The sequence below is a fragment of the Kitasatospora sp. MBT66 genome, assembly GCF_000710405.2.
GTDB lineage: Bacteria > Actinomycetota > Actinomycetes > Streptomycetales > Streptomycetaceae > Kitasatospora > Kitasatospora purpeofusca.
On record NZ_JAIY01000008.1, the window covers coordinates 485,883 to 505,403 of the forward strand.

Below are 19,521 nucleotides of genomic sequence, written 5' to 3' on the forward strand. Positions count from 1 at the left end.
CCGCGCCGCCGTCGCCGCCGCGCTGCCCCGCGCCCTGGCCACCCTGCGCGACCGGGCGCTGCTCTGGGGTCCCGACAACGGCCTGCGGCTGGTCATCGCGGCCCGCGAGGCGCTCGCCCCGACCGCCGCCAACCCCGGCCGCACCGGCCTCGGCCCGACCTTCGCCGAGGCGAGCACCGGCATGTCCCCGGCCCGGCTCCAGCAGCTGCTCGCCTCCGCCGGGCAGCCCGCGACGCCCGACCCGGTCACCGCCGTCGCCGCGTTCACCAGCCTGCTCGGCGACCGCGCCCGCTGCGAGGCCCTGCTCGCCACCGCGCCCGAGCCCGCGCTGCGACTGCTCGACCGGCTGGTCTGGGGACCGCCCACCGGCACCGTCCCGGACGCCACCCGCCCGGTCACCGCGCAGGACGCCCAGAGCCCGGTCGAATGGCTGCTGGCCCGGGGCCTGCTGCTGCCCACCAGCCCGGGCAGCGTCGTCCTGCCCCGCGAACTCGCCCTGCACCTGCGCGGCGGGCGCTCCCACCGCACCGTCGAACCGCTCCAGCCCGAGCCCGCGCCGACCGCCGCGCCGCGCGATCCCGGGACGGTGGACGGCGCGGCCGCCGGACAGGCGCACACCGCCGTCCGGACCGTGGAGGAGCTGCTGGAGCTCTGGGGCCTCACCCCGCCGCCCACCCTGCGCGCCGGCGGCCTCGGGGTGCGCGATCTCAAGCGCACCGCCCAGGCCCTGGAGAGCACCGAGCAGACCGCCGCGTTCTGGCTCGAACTCGCCTACACCTCGGGCCTGCTGGCCCCGGACGGCGAGGTCGACGAGCACTGGGCGCCGACGCCCGGGTACGACGAGTGGCTGCGCCTGGACACCGCCGGACGCTGGACCGTGCTCGCCCGCGCCTGGCTCTCCGCGACCCGCGTCCCGGCCCTGGCCGGCACCGCCGACGGCAAGGGCAAGCAGCGCGCCGCGCTAGGCCCCGAACTGGACCGCACCCTCGCCCCTTCGGTCCGCCGCGCCGCCCTCGCCCTGCTCGCCGAACTCCCGCCCGGCACCGCGGCCACCCCGGCCGACCTCCTGCCCACCCTGCGCTGGCAGCGCCCGCTGCGCGGCGGGCAGACCGACCCCGACGGCCGCGACCTGCGCGAACACCTGGTCGGCTGGACCCTGGCCGAGGCCGAACTCCTCGGCGTCACCGGCCGCGGCGCCCTCGGCGCCCCCGCCCGCGCGCTGCTCACCGCCGAGGCCGACCCCGCCACCGTGCTCGCCCCGCTGCTGCCGCAGCCGCTCGACCACGTGATCCTGCAGCCGGACCTCACCGCGATCGCGCCCGGCCCGCTGCTCACCCCGCTCGCCCAGGCGCTCGCGCTCTGCGCGGACATCGAGTCCAAGGGCGGCGCGACCGTCTACCGCTTCACGCCGGAGTCGGTCCGGCGCGCCCTGGACGCCGGGCGCAGCGCCGCCGACCTGCGGGCCTTCCTGGACCAGCACTCCCGCACGCCGCTCCCGCAGCCGCTCGGCTACCTGATCGACGACGTGGCCCGCCGGCACGGCCTGCTGCGGGTCGGCGCCGCCTCGTCCTACCTGCGCTGCGACGACCCGTCCCTGCTGAACGAGATCCTTGCCGACCGCCGCTCCGCCGACCTGCGGCTGCGGCTGCTCGCGCCGACCGTGCTGGCCGCCCAGGCCGGGCCGGACGTCCTGCTGGGCACGCTGCGCTCGATGGGGTACGCGCCGGCCGCCGAGTCCGCCGAGGGCGATGTGCTGATCACCCGCCCGGACAGCCACCGCACCCCGCCCCGGGCGGCGCCGGTGCCCGTCCCGGACGGCCCGCCGACCCCGGACGACACCCTGCTCGCCGCCGCCGTCAAGGCGATCCGGGCCGGTGACCGGGCCGCCACCGCCGTCCGCCGCGAGCCCGCCGCCGCGTCCGGGCGCCAGCTGCCGCGCACCGCCGCCGCCGAGACCCTGGCGACCCTGCAGACGGCGGTCCTGCTCGGTGAGCGGATGTGGATCGGCTACCTCAACGCGGAGGGCCTCGCCAGCCAGCGGATCATCGACCCGGTGAAGGTCGAGGGCGGCTACGTCACCGCCTTCGACCACCACGACGGGGAGCTGCGCACCTTCGCGCTGCACCGGATCACCGGCGTCGCCGAACTCGACGAGTGACCGCCCGGGCTCAGTGGCCCTGCTGCTGAGCCTGCTGCTGCTGGGCCTCCTCGGCCTGCTTCTGCTTCATCGCCTTGTCCGCCATGGCCGCGAGGTCGCCCTGCCCGACCGGCATCACGGAGTTCGCCCCGGCCAGGTCCGCGAGCAGGAACCCGGGCGCCGCGAGCAGTCCGCCGGGCCCCTCGCCGACGCCCGCGACCGCGTGCGCGGAACCGGCCGAGGAGGCGGTGGCGGCGAAGGCCGTACCGGCGAGGGCGAGAGCGGTGAGGACACGCTTCGACTTGTTCATGCAGGGATCAACGAGCCACTCCCGCCACGGTCACCCCCCGCGTCCCCGGACGCACGGCCCGTGCCGGCGGTTGACGCCCCGCCTCCACCGGCGTAGTCCGGAATCACGGGGGTGACGAAAGGAGTCATCATGCTCGGCGATCTCATCGGCCGGACCGAGAACCGGGACACCGGCCGCCGCGTCCTCGACGCCGGGGACGGCCACGTCGTGGTCGAGGTCTCGTTCGAGTCCAAGGGCAGCTACTACGGCACCGAGGTCAACGGCTTCGGCACCTACGAGTCCGAGGTGCGCGCCGACGGCGGTCTGCGCGGCGAGGGCCAGGGCGTCGACATGACGGCCGACGGCCAGAGCGTCGTCTGGCACGGCACCGCCCTCGGCCGCTTCACCGAGGGCGGCGGCACCAGCTGGCGCGGCGCCCTCTTCTTCTCCACCCCCTCGGCGCAGCTCGACCGCCTCAACCACGTCGTCGGCCTCTTCGAGTACGAGGTCGCCCCGGACGGCAAGTCCACCGGCGTCTACTACGAGTGGAAGTAGCCGCTCGCCCGGGGCGGTGCCGTCCACCCGGCCGGATGCGCGACACTGGAGGGTCGGCGTGCCGCAGGACCCGCGGACCCGACAGACCTGTCAGCCAGTGGAGGGCTTCCCCGCGTGAACGACGGACCGCTCATCGTCCAGAGCGACAAAACTCTTCTCCTGGAGATCGACCACCCCAAGGCCGCCGAATGCCGGCGGGCCATCGCGCCGTTCGCCGAGCTGGAGCGGGCGCCGGAGCACGTGCACACGTACCGGGTGACGCCGCTCGGGCTGTGGAACGCGCGGGCCGCGGGCCATGACGCCGAGCAGGTCGTCGACGCCCTGGTGACGTACTCCCGCTACCCGGTGCCGCACGCGCTGCTGGTCGACGTGGCCGACACGATGGCCAGGTACGGGCGGCTGCGGCTGACCAAGCACCCCACCCACGGCCTGGTGCTGAGCACCACCGACCGCCCGGTGCTGGAGGAGGTGCTGCGTTCCAAGAAGATCGTGCCGCTGGTCGGCGAACGCGTCGACCCGGACACCGTGGTCGTGCACCCCTCGGAGCGCGGCCAGATCAAGCAGGTGCTGCTCAAGCTCGGCTGGCCCGCCGAGGACTTCGCCGGCTACGTGGACGGCGAGGCGCACCCGATCGAGCTGGCCGAGGACGGCTGGAGCCTGCGCCCCTACCAGGCGCAGGCGGTCGAGGGGTTCTGGCACGGCGGCTCGGGCGTGGTCGTGCTGCCCTGCGGCGCCGGCAAGACCCTGGTCGGCGCGGCGGCCATGGCGCACGCCAAGTCGACCACGCTGATCCTGGTCACCAACACCGTCTCGGCCCGCCAGTGGAAGCACGAGCTGGTGAAGCGGACCTCGCTGACCGAGGACGAGATCGGCGAGTACAGCGGCACCAGGAAGGAGATCCGCCCGGTCACCATCGCGACCTACCAGGTGATGACCACCAAGCGGAAGGGCGTCTACGCCCACCTGGAGCTGTTCGACGCCCGCAACTGGGGCCTGGTCGTCTACGACGAGGTCCACCTGCTGCCGGCCCCGGTGTTCAAGTTCACCGCCGACCTCCAGGCCCGCCGCCGGCTCGGCCTGACCGCCACCCTGGTGCGCGAGGACGGCCGCGAGGGCGACGTGTTCAGCCTCATCGGCCCGAAGCGCTTCGACGCGCCGTGGAAGGAGATCGAGGCGCAGGGCTACATCGCGCCCGCCGACTGCTGCGAGGTCCGGGTCACCCTGACCGACTCCGAGCGGCTCGCCTACGCCACCGCCGAGCCGGAGGAGCGCTACCGGTTCTGCGCCACCACGGCGACCAAGCGCCGGGTGGTGGAGGCCCTGGTCAAGAAGCACGAGAAGGACCAGACGCTGATCATCGGCCAGTACATCGACCAGCTCGACGAGCTCGGCGAGGTCCTGGACGCCCCGGTGATCAAGGGCGAGACCAGCAACGCGCAGCGCGAGAAGCTCTTCGAGGCCTTCCGCAACAAGGAGATCGGCGTCCTCGTCGTCTCCAAGGTGGCCAACTTCTCGATCGACCTGCCGGAGGCGACCGTCGCCATCCAGGTCTCCGGGACCTTCGGATCCCGGCAGGAGGAGGCCCAGCGCCTCGGCCGGGTCCTGCGCCCCAAGGCGGACGGCCACTCCGCCCACTTCTACTCCGTGGTCGCCCGGGACACCGTCGACCAGGACTTCGCGGCCCACCGCCAGCGCTTCCTCGCCGAACAGGGCTACGCCTACCGCATCATCGACGCGGACGACGTGCTGTAGCGGCTGGGCCGGGGGCCCGGCGGAGCGGAGTGCTCAGCGGGGCGGAGCGCTCAGTAGCGGACGCCGTCGCGCCCGAGGAGGATCACGCGCGCGGCGGTGTCCAGGGCGATGCCGACGTTGCGGACGGTGGTGGTCAGGGGGTTGCGGCGGCGGCCGGTGGTGGCGGTGGAGCCGGACGGGGCGGTACGGGTGCGGTGCTGTGTGCTCATGTATTCCACGGTAGGCACCCGAACGGCCGCCGCCATCACCCCGAAGGCCGTATCCGGCGGGACGTAGGTCGTCCTCCCGGAGTACGGAGGCCCCGAGTCCGTCGGGGTGGAACCCGGAGGCCGACGCGGCCGGACCCTCTCCCCCGGGTCACGCCGGGCGGTCGCTGGCGTGACCCGGAAGAGAGGGTCTAGGATCGTCCGTCTGCCCCCTCCCGAACCGTGGTACCCGCTGAAGTCGCGCGGGCAGCCGGGGGAGGTGCCGACCGCACGGCAACCGGTCGGCTGTATCCACCGTGAGCTCCTACGATCCGCTGCGCCCGGTCCTCGGGGCAGCCGGGAAGGTTCGCTGTGCCCGCCACCCCCACCACCGACCCCCTGCAGCGCGAGCGGGACCACCTGGCCGCGTCCAGGTCCGCCCTGCGCTCGATGCGCGAGGACGTCGAGTCCCTCGACATCAGCGACGTGACCGGCACCTGGGTCACCGCCATCGTGCTGCACAAGCAGATCGAGGCCCGGATCGCCGCCCTGGCCGACCTCTCCCACACCCCGCTGTTCTTCGGCCGGCTCGACTACCTGCACGCGATCGGCGAGGAGTTGAGCGAGGGCTCCGGCGGGGACAGCTTCTACATCGGGCGCCGGCACGTGCACGACGCCCACGGCGACCCGATGGTGATCGACTGGCGCGCGCCGGTCTCCCAGCCGTTCTACCGGGCCAGCCGCACCGAACCGATGGACGTCGAGCGCCGCCGCCGCTTCGGCTACACCGGCGGCGAGCTGACCGCGTACGAGGACGAGCACCTCACCGATCCGGCCGAGGGCGACACCGCCTCCGCCCTGCTGGCCGCCGAGATCGAGAAGCCCCGCGTCGGCCCGATGCGCGACATCGTGGCCACCATCCAGCCGGAGCAGGACGAGATCGTCCGCGCCGACATCTCCGGCACCCTCTGCGTGCAGGGCGCGCCCGGCACCGGGAAGACCGCCGTCGGCCTGCACCGGGTGGCGTACCTGCTGTACGCGCACCGGGAGCGGCTGGCCCGCACCGGCACCCTGGTGATCGGTCCCAACAACGCCTTCCTCTCCTACATCGAGCAGGTGCTGCCCGCGCTCGGCGAGCTGGACGTCGCCCAGGCGACCGTGCAGCAGCTGGTCGGGCATGTCGAGGTGCGCGGCGAGGACTCCGCCGAGGCGGCCCGGCTGAAGGGCGACGCCCGGATGGCGGAGGTGCTGCGGCGGGCGGTGCGCTCCGGCATCGCGCTGCCCACCGAGCCCTGCGTGGTGGTCCGCGGCTCCCGCCGCTGGCGCGTCCCGGTCCACGAACTGACGGAGATCATCGAGGAGTTGAAGGGCCGGGAGACCCGTTACGGCGCGGCCGCGGAGGCACTGCCGCAGCGGATCGCGCACGCCGTGCTGCTGAAGATGGAGCAGTCCGGCGAGGCCCCGGACGACCGGGTGCAGGACGCGGTGGCCCGCAACGCCGCCGTGAAGGCGACGGTCAAGCAGTGCTGGCCCGCGGTCGACCCGGCCAAGCTGGTGCTGCGGCTGCTGTCCGACCCGGAGTTCCTGGCCGGGTGCGCGGAGGGGGTGCTGACCGCCGAGGAGCAGGCCGCCGTGCTGTGGCCCAGGCCGGGCCGCTCGGTGCGGACCGCCCGCTGGACCCCCGCCGATGCCGTGCTGGTCGACGAGGCGATGGACCTGGTGCGGCGCACCGCCTCGCTCGGGCACGTGGTGCTGGACGAGGCGCAGGACCTCTCGCCGATGCAGTACCGGGCGGTCGGCCGCCGCTGCAGCACCGGCTCGGCGACCGTGCTCGGCGACATCGCCCAGGGCACCACCCCGTGGGCTACGGCGAGTTGGCCGGAGGCGCTGCACCACCTGGGCAAGCCGGCCGCGCACATCGAGGAGCTGACCAAGGGCTTCCGGGTGCCGGAGGAGGTCATCGCGTACGCCTCCCGGCTGCTGCCGTCGATCGCCCCCGGGCTGGCGCCGGCCGGTTCGGTCCGTGAGGCCCCGGGCTCGCTGACGGTCCGCCGGGTCGAGCCGGAGGAGCGCACCGAGGCCGTGGTCGAGGCCTGTCTGCGGGCGCTCGGCCGGGAGGGCTCGACCGGTCTGATCGCCGCCGACGCGCGGGTGCCGCTGCTGGCCGAGGCGCTGACGGCGGCCGGGCTGGCGCACCTCGCCCCGGGCGCCGAGACCAGCGCGGAGGCCCGGCTGACCCTGGTCCCGGCCTCGCTGGCGAAGGGTCTGGAGTACGACTACGTGGTGCTGGACGAGCCGGCCGCGGTGGTCGCGGGCGAGCCGGACGAGCGGACCGGGCTGCGGCGGCTGTACGTGGCGCTGACCCGTGCGGTCTCCGGCCTGGAGGTGCTGCACGCCGAGCCGCTGCCGGCGCAGCTGGGCTGACCCCGACGGGCGACGGCCGAGCGACGAGCGACGGCCGGGCGACGAGCGACGGCCGGGCGACGGGCACTGCTCGCCGTCGCCCGGCCGTCGTGGAGCCGACTGCTCAGCCGTCGATCAGCGCCCGCCACTCGGCGACCTTGGCGACGTCCACCGGCGACTGCCAGCCGTCGACCCGCACCGCGCCGCCGACGTGGAAGGCGTCGAAGCCGGCCCCGCGCAGCCCCGGCAGGTGCTCGGCCCGCAGGCCGCCGCCGATGAGGATCCGCTGGGTGTAGCCGGGCTCGCCGGCCCGGGCCAGCTCGGCCAGCAGGACGTCGAGGCCCGCGTCCACGCCGCCGGCCGCACCGGAGGTGAGGAAGGTGTCCAGGCCGGGCAGCGCGCCGACGGCGGCCCGGACGGCGGCCCGGTCGGCGCTGTGGTCGATCGCCCGGTGGAAGGTCCAGCGGCAGCCGGCGATCGCCTCGGCGACGGCCTCGGTCGCGGCCAGGTCGACCGCGCCGTCGGCGTCGAGGAAGCCGAGGACGAACTCGTCGGCACCCTCGGCCCGGAGCGCGGCGGCGCGGTCGCGCAGCTCGTCCAGGTCGCCGGGGGCGAAGCCGTCCCGGATCCGGAGCATCACCCGCAGCGGGAGGTCGACGGCGGCCCGGATCTTGGCGAAGTCCTCCACCCCGGGGGTGAGGCCGTCGGCGGCCATGTCGGTGACCAGTTCGAGCCGGTCGGCGCCGCCCGACTCGGCGGCCTGGGCATCCTGGGGCGTCAGCGCGATGACTTCGAAAATTGGTCTAGACATATTAGACAGAGTGCCACATCGCCCCGGCCCCGGCGAGCCCCGTGCGGCCACTTGGCCGGACAACGCGCATGCCCCGGAAAGCACGGAACGGCGCGCCCCCGGAGAACGGCGCACCCCGGAAAACGCGGAACGGCCGGACGCTCCGGGTCCAAAACCCGGTCGTCCGGCCGTTCGGAGCGGCAAGGCCCCGGCCGTCCCCGCTCAGGCGAGGCTCCGGTGACCTCCCGCCCCGGTATCGCGGTGCAGCAGCCCACCGGCCAGCATCGTCGCCACCAGCGCCAGGCCCACCACCGGCATCAGCCGCCAGACCCCGCCGATCGACTGCCAGATCTGGAACAGGCTGAACGTCAGGGTCAGCGGCAGCACCGCCAGCCCCATCGCGGCCGGGACCAGCCGGTCGCGCGCCACGAAGAGCAGCGTCAGCAGCGGGAGGAGCACCAGCGCCGCGCCCGCCCTTCCGTCCATCAGCACCCAGGAGCTGTAGAAGTCCTGCGCCACCAGGACCAGCCCGCCGCCCGCCGCCGCGGCCAGCACCATCGCCCGGTCGCTCCAGGTCTGGCGCCGCCGCAGCAGTTCCTGGGGCGCGAGCGCGAACAGCAGTCCGGCGAACAGTTGCGGGGTCGCCTCGCAGGACTTGTTGAACACCAGCCAGAAGTCGGGCTGGACCAGGAGCGCCAGCGCCACCCCCAGCGCACCGACGGCCGCCAGCGCGCCGGCCGCCGTCCGGGCGAGCCGCCACCGGCCGGCCAGCACCGCGCCGACCAGCAGCAGCGGCACCAGCAGCGCGCCGTAGTACGAGGCGTAGAAGGGGACCCGCACCGCGCGGTCCGGCAGCTCCCACATCCACACCGGTGCCTGGCTGGTCGCGTCGTGCAGGACCCGGGTCAGCCCCAGCCCCGCGATCGCCCCGGCGACCAGCGGCGCCGCCAGCGCGAACAGCCGCCCGGCGGTGGACGAGGCGGTCAGGCCGGCGCGCATCCGCAGCCCGTACGCGCCGAGGTCGAACACCTCGCGCGCGGTGGCGAGCTTGCCGCCCTCGGCCGTGGAGTCGGCGAAGACGGCGGACAGCTCGTCGCCGCGCTCGCGCCGGTAGCGGGCCGGGTAGAGCCGGAGCGCGGCCCGGAACGCCACCGGGTCGGTGGATCCCGGGAAGAACTGGATCGTCATGAGAATGCCCCCCTGACCTTGAAGAACGCTAGCTTGCCGCCCCCGGCCGCGGGGCGGACGGCAGCCGGGCGGGCGGACGGCTCGCGGACGGCGGCCAGCCGCCGCTGGGCCTCCTCGGCGACGGCGCTCAGCCGCTCCGCCTCGGTGGTCAGCGCACCGCGCCCGCCGTCGGTGAGGGCGTAGGTGCGCCGGGCCCGGCCGTCGACGATCTCCTCGGCCGCGACCTCGATCAGCCCCTGCTGCAGCAGCCGGTCCAGCGCGCCGTACAGGGTGCCGGTGCGCATCTTCACCCGGCCGTCCGAGATCGCGGCGATCTCCTGGATCAGCGCGTAGCCGTGCCGCGGGGCGTCGGCCAGCGCGGTCAGCAGGAGCAGCGTCGGCTCTTGCATCGCCCGTTCAGTCATGGAGCTACATATACCTTTCGTCGACATATCATGTCCAGCGGAATCCTTGGGCGGTCCGGCCCGGCCCAGCAGAATGGCGCCATGCCGGAAGCCGACGCCCCCGCCACCGCCACCGCCACCGCCACCGCCACCGAGGCCCCCTCCCCCGCCACCGAGGCCCGCGCCGCCCAGGACCCCGCCACCGAGGACCTGCTCACCGCCTGGACCGCCCTGCTGCACCGCTGCGGCGCGGCCACCGACCCCGAACCGGCCGGGCGGGAGCTGCTGCGCCGCTGGTCCGAGCCGCAGCGCCGGTACCACACGGTCGACCACCTGCGCGCGGTGCTGGGCCACGTCGACACGCTCGCCGAGCACGCCGACGACCCGGACGCGGTCCGGCTGGCCGCCTGGTTCCACGACGCCGTCTACCGGCCGGACCGCTCCGAGAACGAGGAGCGCAGCGCCGCCCTGGCCGTCCGGGCGCTCGGCGGCAGCGGGCTCCCGGCGGCCCGGGTCGAGGAGGTCGCCCGGCTGGTCCGGCTCACCGTCACCCACCGCCCCGAGCCCGGCGACCGCGACGGCGAGGTGCTGTGCGACGCCGACCTCGCGGTGCTCGGCGGCGGGCCGGCGGCCTACGCGGCGTACGCGGCGGCCGTCCGCGAGGAGTACGCCTTCGTGCCCGAGCCGGACTTCCGCGCCGGACGGGCGGCGGTGCTGCGCCAGTTGCTCGCGCTGCCCGCGCTCTACCGCACGACCACCGCGCACCGGCGCTTCGACGCCCCCGCCCGGGCCAACCTCGCGGCCGAGCTCGCCCGGCTCGCCGGACCCGCCGGGCCCTCCGAACCCACCGCGACCGACTGACAAGTCCCCGAACACGTCCGGGCCCGCACCGGTGTCCGACCACCGGTGCGGGCCCGGACACACGCCGTCAGCCCGTCAGCCCGTCAGCCCGCGCGCCGCGCCAGCGGCAGCCGGCCCCGGCTGAAGGCGGCCGCCCCCAGCCCCGCCACCACCGGCAGCACCACCGTGATCAGCACCAGCAGCCCCCAGGGCGCGGCGAACGGCACCGCCGGCGCGCCGAGCTCCCCGGTCGCGTGCGACCGCAGCAGCCCCAGCGCGGGCACGAACCCGCTCACCGTGCCCAGCACCGCGCCGATGCCCGCGATCAGCGTGCACTGCAGCCCGGCCTGGATCCGGTTCATCCGCGGCGGCGCACCCACCGCGGCCAGCGTGGCCCGGTCGTTGCGCGAGTCGGCGGCGGCCAGTCCGGTGGCGACGGCCGCGGCGCCGAGCACCACCACCACGGCGAACCCGCCGAGCGCGAGGGTGTTCATGTCCCCCTTCGGCTGGTAGCCGCGCTCCACCGTCAGCTGGGCGTGCGGGGCGAGCTGGGCCACGGCAGCCTCGGCGCGCTGCTGCACCTTGCGGTCGGGCGCGACCTCGGGGCGCCACACCGATCCGTTCGGCCGGGCCGTGAGTCCGGCCTTGCGCACCGCCTCCGGGCCCATCAGCACCGCGCCGTACCGGGCCGCGTCGGGGTTCTCCACCAGGACCGCCTCGACCGGGACCTCGATCCGCTCCGCCCCCGGCACCTGCCCGGGCTGGACCGGTCCGCCGGCGGCGCCCTGCATCGTCAGCGTCGTCCGGCCGTCGTTCAGGTAGGCGCGGTCGAAGACCACCGCCCGGCCCGCGGCCAGGGCGTCCTCGGCCGCCCGGTCCCGCACGCCGAACAGGTTGTGCAGGACCGTCGTGTCGCCGGACAGCACCCGGCTCCGGACACCGGCGGACTCCGAACGCGCACCGGACCCCTTGGCCTGCACCGCGCTGGAGCAGTTGTCGCAGAACACGTAGGTCACGTCCTGGACGTCGGCGCGGGTGCCCAGGTCCGGCAGGGCCTGCTCGACGGCGCGGCGCAGCCGGACCGTCTCCGGGCTGCCCGGCGCCGCGGGGGCGTCCAGCACGACGGCGCCCAGCGGGGCCGCCGGCCGGTAGGAGGCCCGCTCCTGGGCCTCGCTCCCGGTGCTGTAGACGCCGACGGCGACGGCTCCGGCGACGGCGGCCATCACGGCGGCCACGGCCGGCGCGGTCCGGCCGCGGTGGCGGGCCGAGTCGCGCAGGGCCAGCCGGGGTCCGAGCGGCAGCCGGCCGGCGAGCCGGCCGAAGAGGGCGATCAGCATCGGGGTGAAGAACAGGATGCCGACCTCGGCGGTGGCCGCACCGGCGAGCACCGAGAGCGCCCGCTTGTTGAGCCCGCCGAGCACCGGCATGGTGCCGCTCTGGTAGGTCCCGGCGCCGTACAGCGCCACCGCCGCACCGGCGCCGACCAGCAGCAGGCCGACGACCGGCAGCAGCCGGCTGGGCGTGGCGACGGTGTCGCGGCCGGTGAGGCCGGCCACCACGTCCCGGCGGGCCGCCTGCACCGCGGGCAGCACGGCGGCGGCGAGCGCGGTCAGCACTCCCACGGCGGCGATCGCCAGCAGGTCGAGCGGCGCGATCGCGAAGTGTCCGAAGCGGCTGCCGCCCGCCCCTTCCAGCCAGGGCCGCAGCGCGGCGACCAGGCCGGTGCCGAGCGCCACCCCGAGGGCGGCTCCGGCCAGTCCGAGCACCAGTCCGCCACCGAGCACGATGGCCCGGATGTGGCCCCGGTGGCCGCCGGCGGCGCCGACGAGGGCCAGCTGCCGCCGGGAGCGCCGGGCGCCGACCGCGAAGGCCGGGCCGGCCAGCAGGGTGACCTCCAGCAGCGCCATGCCGATCACGGTGACCAGGATGACGGTCCGGTTGTCGCTCTCGGGGGAGACCCACTTGTCGACGTCGTAGGGCACGGCGGAGGTCGGCGGCGGGTCGAGGGCGACCGCCCGGGAGGTCACGGTGAAGCCGTACCGGTTGAGCTTCTGGACGGCGGTCCAGTCGAGTCCGGTGCCGGCGGGCAGCCGGACCAGCCAGCTCTCGGTGCGGACGGCCTCGTCGCGGCCCGCGGCGACCGGTCCGCCCGGGGCGTCCGGCGCGGCGGCGGCCGCCGCGGCCAGCGGGGAGATCACCTGGCCGGGCCGGGCGACCAGTTCCACCTTCTTGAGCTCACCGGGGTGCTCGACCACGCCGGTCAGCAGGAACGGGGTCTGCTCCAGCCCCTTGACCGTGGTGGAGTCGCCGAGCCGCAGTCCGGCCTCGTCGAGGAAGGCCCGGGTGACGGCCGCCTCGTTGCGCGCGGCGGGCGCCCGGCCCTCGACCAGGTCGAGGCGTCCCGACCAGACCGGGTCGGTCAGATCGGCCTCGGCGGTGGAGGTCGTGAACAGGCCCTCCCGGGTCGAGGCGCTGACCGCGGGCCCGGACGTGGCCGGCAGCAGCACCGAGGCAGCTGGCAGCAGCCCGCCCAGCAGCGCGGCCGAGTTCGCCGCCCCGGCGGCCGCGGGGGCGGAAGCGGGGTCGGTCCGGGCCTCCGGCAGCACCCGGACGCCGTCCTCGGCGAAGGGCGCCTGCTCGACGGAGCGGCCCGGGCGGTAGGCGGAGACCAGGGCGTCCGCCCCGCCCACCAGCCGCTCGACCCGCTCGGCGGGGGTGAGCGAACCGCTCTGGTGGACGATGTCGGCGCCGGTGACACCGAGCACCGGCAGCGCGACCATCGCGATCACCAGGGCGCTGCGGCCCTTGGCCTTGAGGGCGTCGCGGCGGGCGATGCGCAGCGCGACGCGCAGGGCGGAGAGCTTCATCGCCGTCCCCCGTTCCCGCCGGCGAGCAGCGGGTGCGCGGCCTGGCCGACGCCCCCGTCGACCACGGCGCCGTCGTTGAGGACGACCACGCGGTCGGCCCAGACGGCGTGCCGGGCGTCGTGGGTGACCATCATGGCCGCGGCGCCGGCGTCGCAGCGGGCCCGCAGCACGGCCAGCACGGCCTCGCCGGTGGCGGAGTCGAGCGCGCCGGTGGGCTCGTCGGCGAGGACGAGGCGGCGGTCGCCGACCAGGGCGCGGGCGATCGCGACGCGCTGCTGCTGGCCGCCGGAAAGCTGCTCGGGGAAGCGGTCGGCCAGCTCGGGGATGCCCATCTCGCGCAGGGCGGTCAGGGCCTCCCGGCGGGCGGTCCGGCCGGACACCCCGTCGAGTTCGCGGGGCAGGGCGACGTTCTCGGCCGCGCTCAGCGCCGGGACCAGGTTGTAGTCCTGGAAGACGTAGCCGACCGAGCGGCGGCGGACGGCGGCCAGCCGGGTCCGGTTCAGACCGCTCAGCTCGACGCCCTCGACCAGGACCTGTCCGCCGCTGGGCCGGTCTAGGCCGCCGGCCAGGGTCAGCAGGGTGGACTTGCCGGAGCCGGAGGGCCCCATGACGGCGACGAACTCGCCGGCGTGCACGGCCAGGTCGACGCCGCGCAGGGCATGCACCTCGGCCTCGCCGTGCCCGTGCGTCCGGGTGACGGCGCGCAGTTCGAGGACCGGACGGGTCGGATCGGGCTGGGACATGGTTCTCCCCACTCAGTGCCGAAAAGAAGGACTCGGACGGACTATATATGTCGTTGGACTGCATATGTAGTCCGACGGTTCCCATCGGCGCAAAAAAACCGCCGCCGCACCCGGAGGTGCGGCGGCGGCAGAGGGCAGGAGGGCCGGTTACAGCTCGCCCACGGCGGCCACCACGGCGCCGCGCTTGCCGCACACCCAGTGCGGCTCCGGCCCCAGCTCCGGCTCCACGCCCAGCGCGTGCGGGTCGCCGTCGGCCGCGCAGTCCGCGCACAGCGGCCAGCGGCCGTGGCTCTCCAGCAGCGCGTCCTGGACGTCCTGGGCGACCAGGCCCAGCACGTACTCGGTGCCGTCCGGCCACTGCTCCAGCCACCAGCGCCGGTGCGTCACGGCCTGCTCCACCAGGGACACCACGGCGGGGTCGGCGGCGTCCCGCGCGGTCAGGTCGGCCAGGATCAGCGCCCGCGCGGTGTGCAGCGCCGTCTCGATGTCGTCTGTCGTAGCCATCCGTCCAGTCTCCCAAGAACGCCCGGAAACCCGGGAACCCGCCACAACCCCCCGACCCCGGGGGCCGGCCCCCGGGGAACGCCGCGAGGGCGGCTCCCCGTCGGGGAACCGCCCTCGCGGACGAAAGACCTGCCGATCCGATCGAGACGATCAGGATCAGAAGTCCATGTCACCGCCCGGCATGCCGCCGCCGGCGGCCGCGGAGGCCTTCTCCGGCTTGTCGGCGATGACGGCCTCGGTGGTGAGGAACAGCGCCGCGATGGAGGCGGCGTTCTGCAGCGCGGAGCGGGTGACCTTGGCCGGGTCGATGATGCCCGCGGCGACCAGGTCGACGTACTCGTTGGTGGCGGCGTTCAGGCCGTGACCGGCGGGGAGGTTGCGAACCTTCTCCACCACGACGCCGCCCTCGAGGCCGGCGTTGGTCGCGATCTGCTTGATCGGGGCCTCCAGCGCGACCTTGACGATGTTGGCACCGGTGGCCTCGTCGCCCTCCAGCTCCAGCTTGTCGAAGGCGACCGAGGCCTGCAGCAGCGCGACGCCACCACCGGCGACGATGCCCTCCTCGACGGCGGCCTTCGCGTTGCGGACGGCGTCCTCGATGCGGTGCTTGCGCTCCTTGAGCTCCACCTCGGTGGCCGCGCCGGCCTTGATGACGGCCACGCCGCCGGCCAGCTTGGCGAGGCGCTCCTGGAGCTTCTCGCGGTCGTAGTCCGAGTCGCTGTTCTCGATCTCGGCGCGGATCTGGTTCACGCGGCCCGCGACCTGCTCGCTGTCGCCGCCACCGTCGACGATGGTGGTCTCGTCCTTGGTGATGACCACCTTGCGGGCGCTGCCCAGCAGGTCGACGCCGGCGTTCTCCAGCTTCAGGCCGACCTCCTCGGAGATCACGGTGCCGCCGGTGAGGATGGCGATGTCCTGGAGCATGGCCTTGCGGCGGTCGCCGAAGCCCGGGGCCTTGACGGCGACGGACTTGAAGGTGCCGCGGATCTTGTTCACGACCAGGGTCGACAGGGCCTCGCCCTCGACGTCCTCGGCGATGATGACGAGCGGCTTGCCGCTCTGCATGACCTTCTCCAGCAGCGGCAGCAGGTCCTTGACCGAGCCGATCTTGGAGTTGGCGATCAGGATGTAGGGGTCCTCGAACGAGGTCTCCATACGCTCCAGGTCGGTGGCGAAGTAGGCCGAGATGTAGCCCTTGTCGAAGCGCATGCCCTCGGTGAGCTCGAGCTCGAGACCGAAGGTGTTGCTCTCCTCGACGGTGATGACGCCTTCCTTGCCGACCTTGTCCATGGCCTCGGCGATGAGCTCGCCGATCTGGGTGTCGGCGGCCGAGATGGAGGCGGTGGAGGCGATCTGCTCCTTGGTCTCCACGTCCTTGGCCTGGGCCAGGAGCTGGTCGGAGACGGCGGCGACGGCCTTCTCGATGCCGCGCTTCAGGGCCATCGGGTTGGCGCCGGCGGCGACGTTGCGCAGACCCTCGCGGACGAGCGCCTGGGCCAGCACGGTGGCGGTGGTGGTGCCGTCACCCGCGACGTCGTCGGTCTTCTTGGCGACCTCCTTGACGAGCTCCGCGCCGATCTTCTCGTACGGGTCCTCGAGCTCGATCTCCTTGGCGATGGAGACACCGTCGTTGGTGATCGTGGGGGCGCCCCACTTCTTCTCCAGAACGACGTTGCGGCCCTTGGGGCCGAGCGTGACCTTCACTGCGTCGGCAAGCTGGTTCATGCCACGCTCAAGGCCGCGGCGAGCTTCCTCATCAAAGGCGATGATCTTGGCCATCAGAAGTGGTCCTCCGGGACACGGTCGACTGCTCGGACCAAGGGGTGCCCGCGACGGACGGCCCTGGTGTGCGGGGGTCCATTCCCCTACCGCTCCCTGGGGCCTCACCGACCCGGTCCGCTGTCACTCTCAAGCTGTGAGTGCTAACGCCAATGATTAGCACTCCGGGTAGGTGAGTGCAAGCCCAATCGGGCAATCCGCGAGCCGCGCCGCCCGCCCCGCACCCCCGTCCGGGGCCGCCCCCGACCGCCTCCGACCGGCCCGGATCCGCCTCCGGCCGCACGGTCCCGCGACCGGCCCCCGGCCCCCGGTCGGGGCGGCGGACATGACGGCGGGCCCGTACGACCGAGGTCGCACGGGCCCGCCATGAGAATCAAGAGGTGCACCAGCCGATGGGCCGAGCAGAACTCCCGGGTGTCGGAAAGGTCAGACCGCCGCGCGGACCATGTCCGCCTGCGGACCCTTCTGCCCCTGAGAGATCTCGAACTCGACCCGCTGGCCCTCCTCAAGGGTGCGGTAGCCGTCCATCTGGATCGCGCTGTAGTGGACGAAGACGTCCGCACCACCGTCGACCGCGATGAAGCCGTAACCCTTCTCCGCGTTGAACCACTTGACGGTGCCCTGAGCCATTCCGAACTCCCCTAGTGCTGTGCTGGCCCTTCACGCGCCCGCAGGTCTGCGGGCCCGGGTCTGGTTGGAGGCCGGCCCGGGGAACCCCCCCTGGGCACAGCCGCGCACGCCACAATCCTCCCGATGACGCCGAACGGCATCCGGCGAACGGGCGATTGCGTCGACCGCGGCTGAATGTATCCGGATCGACGCCCTCTGCAACAGGGTCAATGGCGGGGAATTCACCCGCGGCCGCGCAGGACAGTACGGGAGCAATCGGGAGAAATTGCTGCATTCTCCGCCGGACATAGCGGACGTATTACCCGAAATCCCCGCCAGAATTCTGACACCGGCCTGACATGTATCCAGGTCCCGGCTCCGTCGCGACTCCCGCCGGACGCGGGCCGGCGGTGGTGGCGGTGCGGTGGATTCGTTCCCGGACCAGGGTGACGGGCGCGCCCTGTTCCCGGTCCAGCGACACTTTACTCCGCCCGGGACCGAAGATATTCCCGCCAAAATGCGCACGGCCGTCCGCGGCACGGAATTCCGTGCCGCGGACGGCCTTCGACGACGCGCCCGCCCCGCGGGGAACGGGCCGCCCGCGGATCACCCGCCGGCGACCGCCGGGATGATCGAAATGTTCGCGCCGTCCTTGATCTCCGTCTCCAGGCCCTCGGCGAACCGCACGTCGTCGTCGTTCACATAGACATTGACGAAACGGCGCAGCTTGCCGGTGTCGTCGAGGATCCGCGCGGCGATCCCGGCGTGGTTGCGCTCCAGGTCGGCGATCACCTCGCCCAGCGTGGCGCCCTCGGCGGGCACCTCGCTGACGCCGCCGGTGTAGGTGCGCAGGATGGTCGGGATGCGGACGTTGGCGCTCATGGGGGTCTCCTCGTTTCGGGCGCTGGGCGGATCGATCAGGGGGGCGGCAGGGTCAGGCGGAGGCCAGGCCGGCGCCCCGGAAGGCGTCCAGGGTCGGCCGGATGACGGCGGTCATGCCGGCCTCGGAGACGGCGTCGAGGGTCTTCAGCCCGTCACCGGTGTTGATGGCGACGGTCTCCTTCGACGGGTCCAGTTGTCCGGTCTCGACCAGCTTCTTGAGCACGCCGACGGTCACGCCGCCCGCGGTCTCGGCGAAGATGCCCTCGGTCCGGGCCAGCAGCCGGATCGCCGCCACGACCTCCACGTCCGTGACGTCCTCCACCGCGCCGCCGGTGCGCCGGGCGATGTCCAGCACGTACGGGCCGTCGGCCGGGTTGCCGATCGCCAGCGACTTGGCGATGGTGTCCGGCTTGACCGGCCGGATCACGTCGTGGCCGGCCTTGTAGGCCGCCGAGACCGGCGAGCAGCCCTCCGCCTGGGCACCGAAGATCCGGTACGGCCGGTCCTCGACCAGGCCCAGCTTGATCAGCTCCTGCAGACCCTTGTCGATCTTGGTGAGCTGGGAGCCCGAGGCGACCGGGATCACGATCTGCTCCGGCAGCCGCCAGCCGAGCTGCTCGCAGATCTCGTAGGCGAGCGTCTTGGAGCCCTCGCCGTAGTACGGCCGCAGATTGACGTTGACGAAGCCCCAGCCCTCGCCGGCCGGGTCGCCGATCAGCTCCGAGCAGAAGCGGTTCACATCGTCGTAGTTGCCCTCGATGCCGACCAGCTCGCCGCCGTACACGCCGGCCATCACGACCTTGCCCTGCTCCAGGTCGTGCGGGATGAACACGCAGGACCGGAAGCCGGCCCGGGCCGCCGCCGCGCCGACCGCGCCGGCCAGGTTGCCGGTCGAGGAGCAGGACAGCGTGGTGTAGCCGAACACCCGGGCCGCCTCGATGGCGCAGGCCACCACGCGGTCCTTGAAGGAGTGGGTCGGGTTCCCGGAGTCGTCCTTGATGTGCAGCTGCCCGGTGAAGCCGAGCTCGCGGCCCAGGTTGTCCGCCTTCACCAGCGGGGTCCACCCCGGGTTGAGGTTCGGCTTGGTCGCCACGTCGGCCGGGACGGGCAGCAGCGGCGCGTAGCGCCAGATCGACGCCGGACCGGCCTCGATCCGCTTGCGCAGCTCCTCGGCGCCCTCGCTGCCGAAGTCGTAGGCGATCTCCAGCGGACCGAAGCACTCGAGACAGGCGAAGCTGGGACCGAGCGGGAACCGGGTGCCGCACTCGCGACAGGACAGCGCGGTGGCGGGGCCGAGGTCAACGGTGGCGGTGACGGGTGCGGCGGTGTCGATAGCCATGATGGGCGGAGGCCTCTCTCCTCATCTTCCCCGTGACGCGGTCGCGCCCGGGCCGGAATTGGCACCTGTCCCGCCGGGGCGTGAAGCCAGCCGTGCGAGAAGGTTGCCGGGACGTCAACGGGCCGTTCCCTCAGTCCCTCTGGATGAGCTCTGTGAAGTTGTGGGTTGTGCTCAGCGGCGACCCCGGCGTGCGAAGGTCCGATCGCTGTACGAAGACTGTATCCGAAGGCATCGGTCCCGAACCCGACCGTCCGCCACGCGAGATGACCCGTCCCA

At 74.0% G+C, this 19,521-nt stretch carries 17 protein-coding genes and 1 riboswitch; of the genes, 5 read left to right on the plus strand and 12 right to left on the minus strand.

Going from position 1 to position 19,521, the window contains the following annotated elements:
• Positions 1 to 2,158, plus strand: a 2,158-nt coding sequence (locus BI06_RS23645; protein ID WP_051741666.1) for a helicase C-terminal domain-containing protein, incomplete at its 5' end; no start/stop codon positions are given.
• 10 nt (positions 2,159 to 2,168) lie between these two features.
• Here the strand turns inward: BI06_RS23645 and BI06_RS23650 are convergent.
• On the minus strand, positions 2,169 to 2,447 hold the full coding sequence (locus tag BI06_RS23650; RefSeq protein ID WP_030393684.1) for a hypothetical protein: 279 nt from the start codon (positions 2,445 to 2,447) through the stop codon (positions 2,169 to 2,171).
• Positions 2,448 to 2,576: 129 nt separating this feature from the next.
• On the opposite strand from BI06_RS23650, the gene BI06_RS23655 reads away from it, so the two are divergent.
• Together BI06_RS23655 and BI06_RS23660 are read left to right on the plus strand one after the other, a co-directional pair.
• The gene (locus BI06_RS23655; RefSeq protein ID WP_030393683.1) at positions 2,577 to 2,981 is read left to right on the plus strand and encodes a hypothetical protein; all 405 of its coding nucleotides are present in this window, start codon (positions 2,577 to 2,579) and stop codon (positions 2,979 to 2,981) included.
• Between the two features lie 114 nt (positions 2,982 to 3,095).
• Entirely contained in the window at positions 3,096 to 4,733 is a 1,638-nt protein-coding gene (locus BI06_RS23660; protein ID WP_030393682.1) for a DNA repair helicase XPB, read from the plus strand.
• A gap of 50 nt (positions 4,734 to 4,783) precedes the next feature.
• Here BI06_RS23660 and BI06_RS51090 read toward each other — a convergent pair whose 3' ends face one another.
• Positions 4,784 to 4,942 carry a hypothetical protein gene (locus BI06_RS51090; protein ID WP_157855225.1) on the minus strand — a complete coding sequence of 53 codons (159 nt, stop codon included), beginning with the start codon at positions 4,940 to 4,942 and terminating at the stop codon, positions 4,784 to 4,786.
• Positions 4,943 to 5,290: 348 nt separating this feature from the next.
• Between BI06_RS51090 and BI06_RS23665 the strand changes: the two genes are divergently transcribed.
• Entirely contained in the window at positions 5,291 to 7,342 is a 2,052-nt protein-coding gene (locus tag BI06_RS23665) for an AAA family ATPase (RefSeq protein WP_043471194.1), read from the plus strand.
• 103 nt (positions 7,343 to 7,445) lie between these two features.
• Here BI06_RS23665 and BI06_RS23670 read toward each other — a convergent pair whose 3' ends face one another.
• From BI06_RS23670 to BI06_RS23680, 3 genes are all read right to left on the minus strand, one after another.
• Positions 7,446 to 8,132 carry a copper homeostasis protein CutC gene (locus BI06_RS23670; RefSeq protein ID WP_043471196.1) on the minus strand — a complete coding sequence of 229 codons (687 nt, stop codon included), beginning with the start codon at positions 8,130 to 8,132 and terminating at the stop codon, positions 7,446 to 7,448.
• Between the two features lie 201 nt (positions 8,133 to 8,333).
• Positions 8,334 to 9,299 carry a hypothetical protein gene (locus BI06_RS23675; RefSeq protein WP_030393679.1) on the minus strand — a complete coding sequence of 322 codons (966 nt, stop codon included), beginning with the start codon at positions 9,297 to 9,299 and terminating at the stop codon, positions 8,334 to 8,336.
• Positions 9,296 to 9,703 carry a PadR family transcriptional regulator gene (locus BI06_RS23680; RefSeq protein WP_078879946.1) on the minus strand — a complete coding sequence of 136 codons (408 nt, stop codon included), beginning with the start codon at positions 9,701 to 9,703 and terminating at the stop codon, positions 9,296 to 9,298. Before BI06_RS23680 ends, BI06_RS23675 begins: the two co-directional genes overlap by 4 nt.
• 81 nt (positions 9,704 to 9,784) lie before the next feature.
• Here BI06_RS23680 and BI06_RS23685 point away from each other — a divergent pair, with 81 nt between their 5' ends.
• The gene (locus BI06_RS23685; RefSeq protein ID WP_233290264.1) at positions 9,785 to 10,543 is read left to right on the plus strand and encodes a hypothetical protein; all 759 of its coding nucleotides are present in this window, start codon (positions 9,785 to 9,787) and stop codon (positions 10,541 to 10,543) included.
• Positions 10,544 to 10,626: 83 nt separating this feature from the next.
• Here the strand turns inward: BI06_RS23685 and BI06_RS23690 are convergent, their stop codons facing one another.
• The 7 genes from BI06_RS23690 to thrC all read right to left on the minus strand — a co-directional run bounded on the left by BI06_RS23690 (position 10,627) and on the right by thrC (position 19,245).
• Complete coding sequence (locus BI06_RS23690; RefSeq protein ID WP_030393676.1) at positions 10,627 to 13,389, minus strand: ABC transporter permease; 2,763 nt, start codon at positions 13,387 to 13,389, stop codon at positions 10,627 to 10,629.
• A complete protein-coding gene (locus BI06_RS23695) occupies positions 13,386 to 14,132 on the minus strand; it encodes an ABC transporter ATP-binding protein (protein WP_030393675.1) in 747 nt (248 codons plus the stop codon). The genes BI06_RS23690 and BI06_RS23695 overlap by 4 nt, the downstream gene beginning before the upstream one ends.
• Before the next feature lie 147 nt (positions 14,133 to 14,279).
• Entirely contained in the window at positions 14,280 to 14,636 is a 357-nt protein-coding gene (locus BI06_RS23700) for a hypothetical protein (protein ID WP_030393674.1), read from the minus strand.
• A gap of 156 nt (positions 14,637 to 14,792) precedes the next feature.
• On the minus strand, positions 14,793 to 16,415 hold the full coding sequence (gene groL, locus BI06_RS23705) for a chaperonin GroEL (protein WP_030393673.1): 1,623 nt from the start codon (positions 16,413 to 16,415) through the stop codon (positions 14,793 to 14,795).
• A 426-nt stretch (positions 16,416 to 16,841) separates the two neighbouring features.
• Complete coding sequence (locus tag BI06_RS23710) at positions 16,842 to 17,045, minus strand: cold-shock protein (protein ID WP_030289665.1); 204 nt, start codon at positions 17,043 to 17,045, stop codon at positions 16,842 to 16,844.
• A 585-nt stretch (positions 17,046 to 17,630) separates the two neighbouring features.
• Positions 17,631 to 17,906, minus strand: coding sequence for a ubiquitin-like small modifier protein 1 (locus BI06_RS23715; protein WP_030393672.1), 276 nt, complete (start codon positions 17,904 to 17,906; stop codon positions 17,631 to 17,633).
• 52 nt (positions 17,907 to 17,958) lie between these two features.
• Positions 17,959 to 19,245 carry a threonine synthase gene (thrC, locus tag BI06_RS23720; RefSeq protein ID WP_030393671.1) on the minus strand — a complete coding sequence of 429 codons (1,287 nt, stop codon included), beginning with the start codon at positions 19,243 to 19,245 and terminating at the stop codon, positions 17,959 to 17,961.
• An 18-nt stretch (positions 19,246 to 19,263) separates the two neighbouring features.
• A riboswitch (SAM riboswitch) is annotated at positions 19,264 to 19,395 on the minus strand.
• Positions 19,396 to 19,521: the final 126 nt, after the last annotated feature.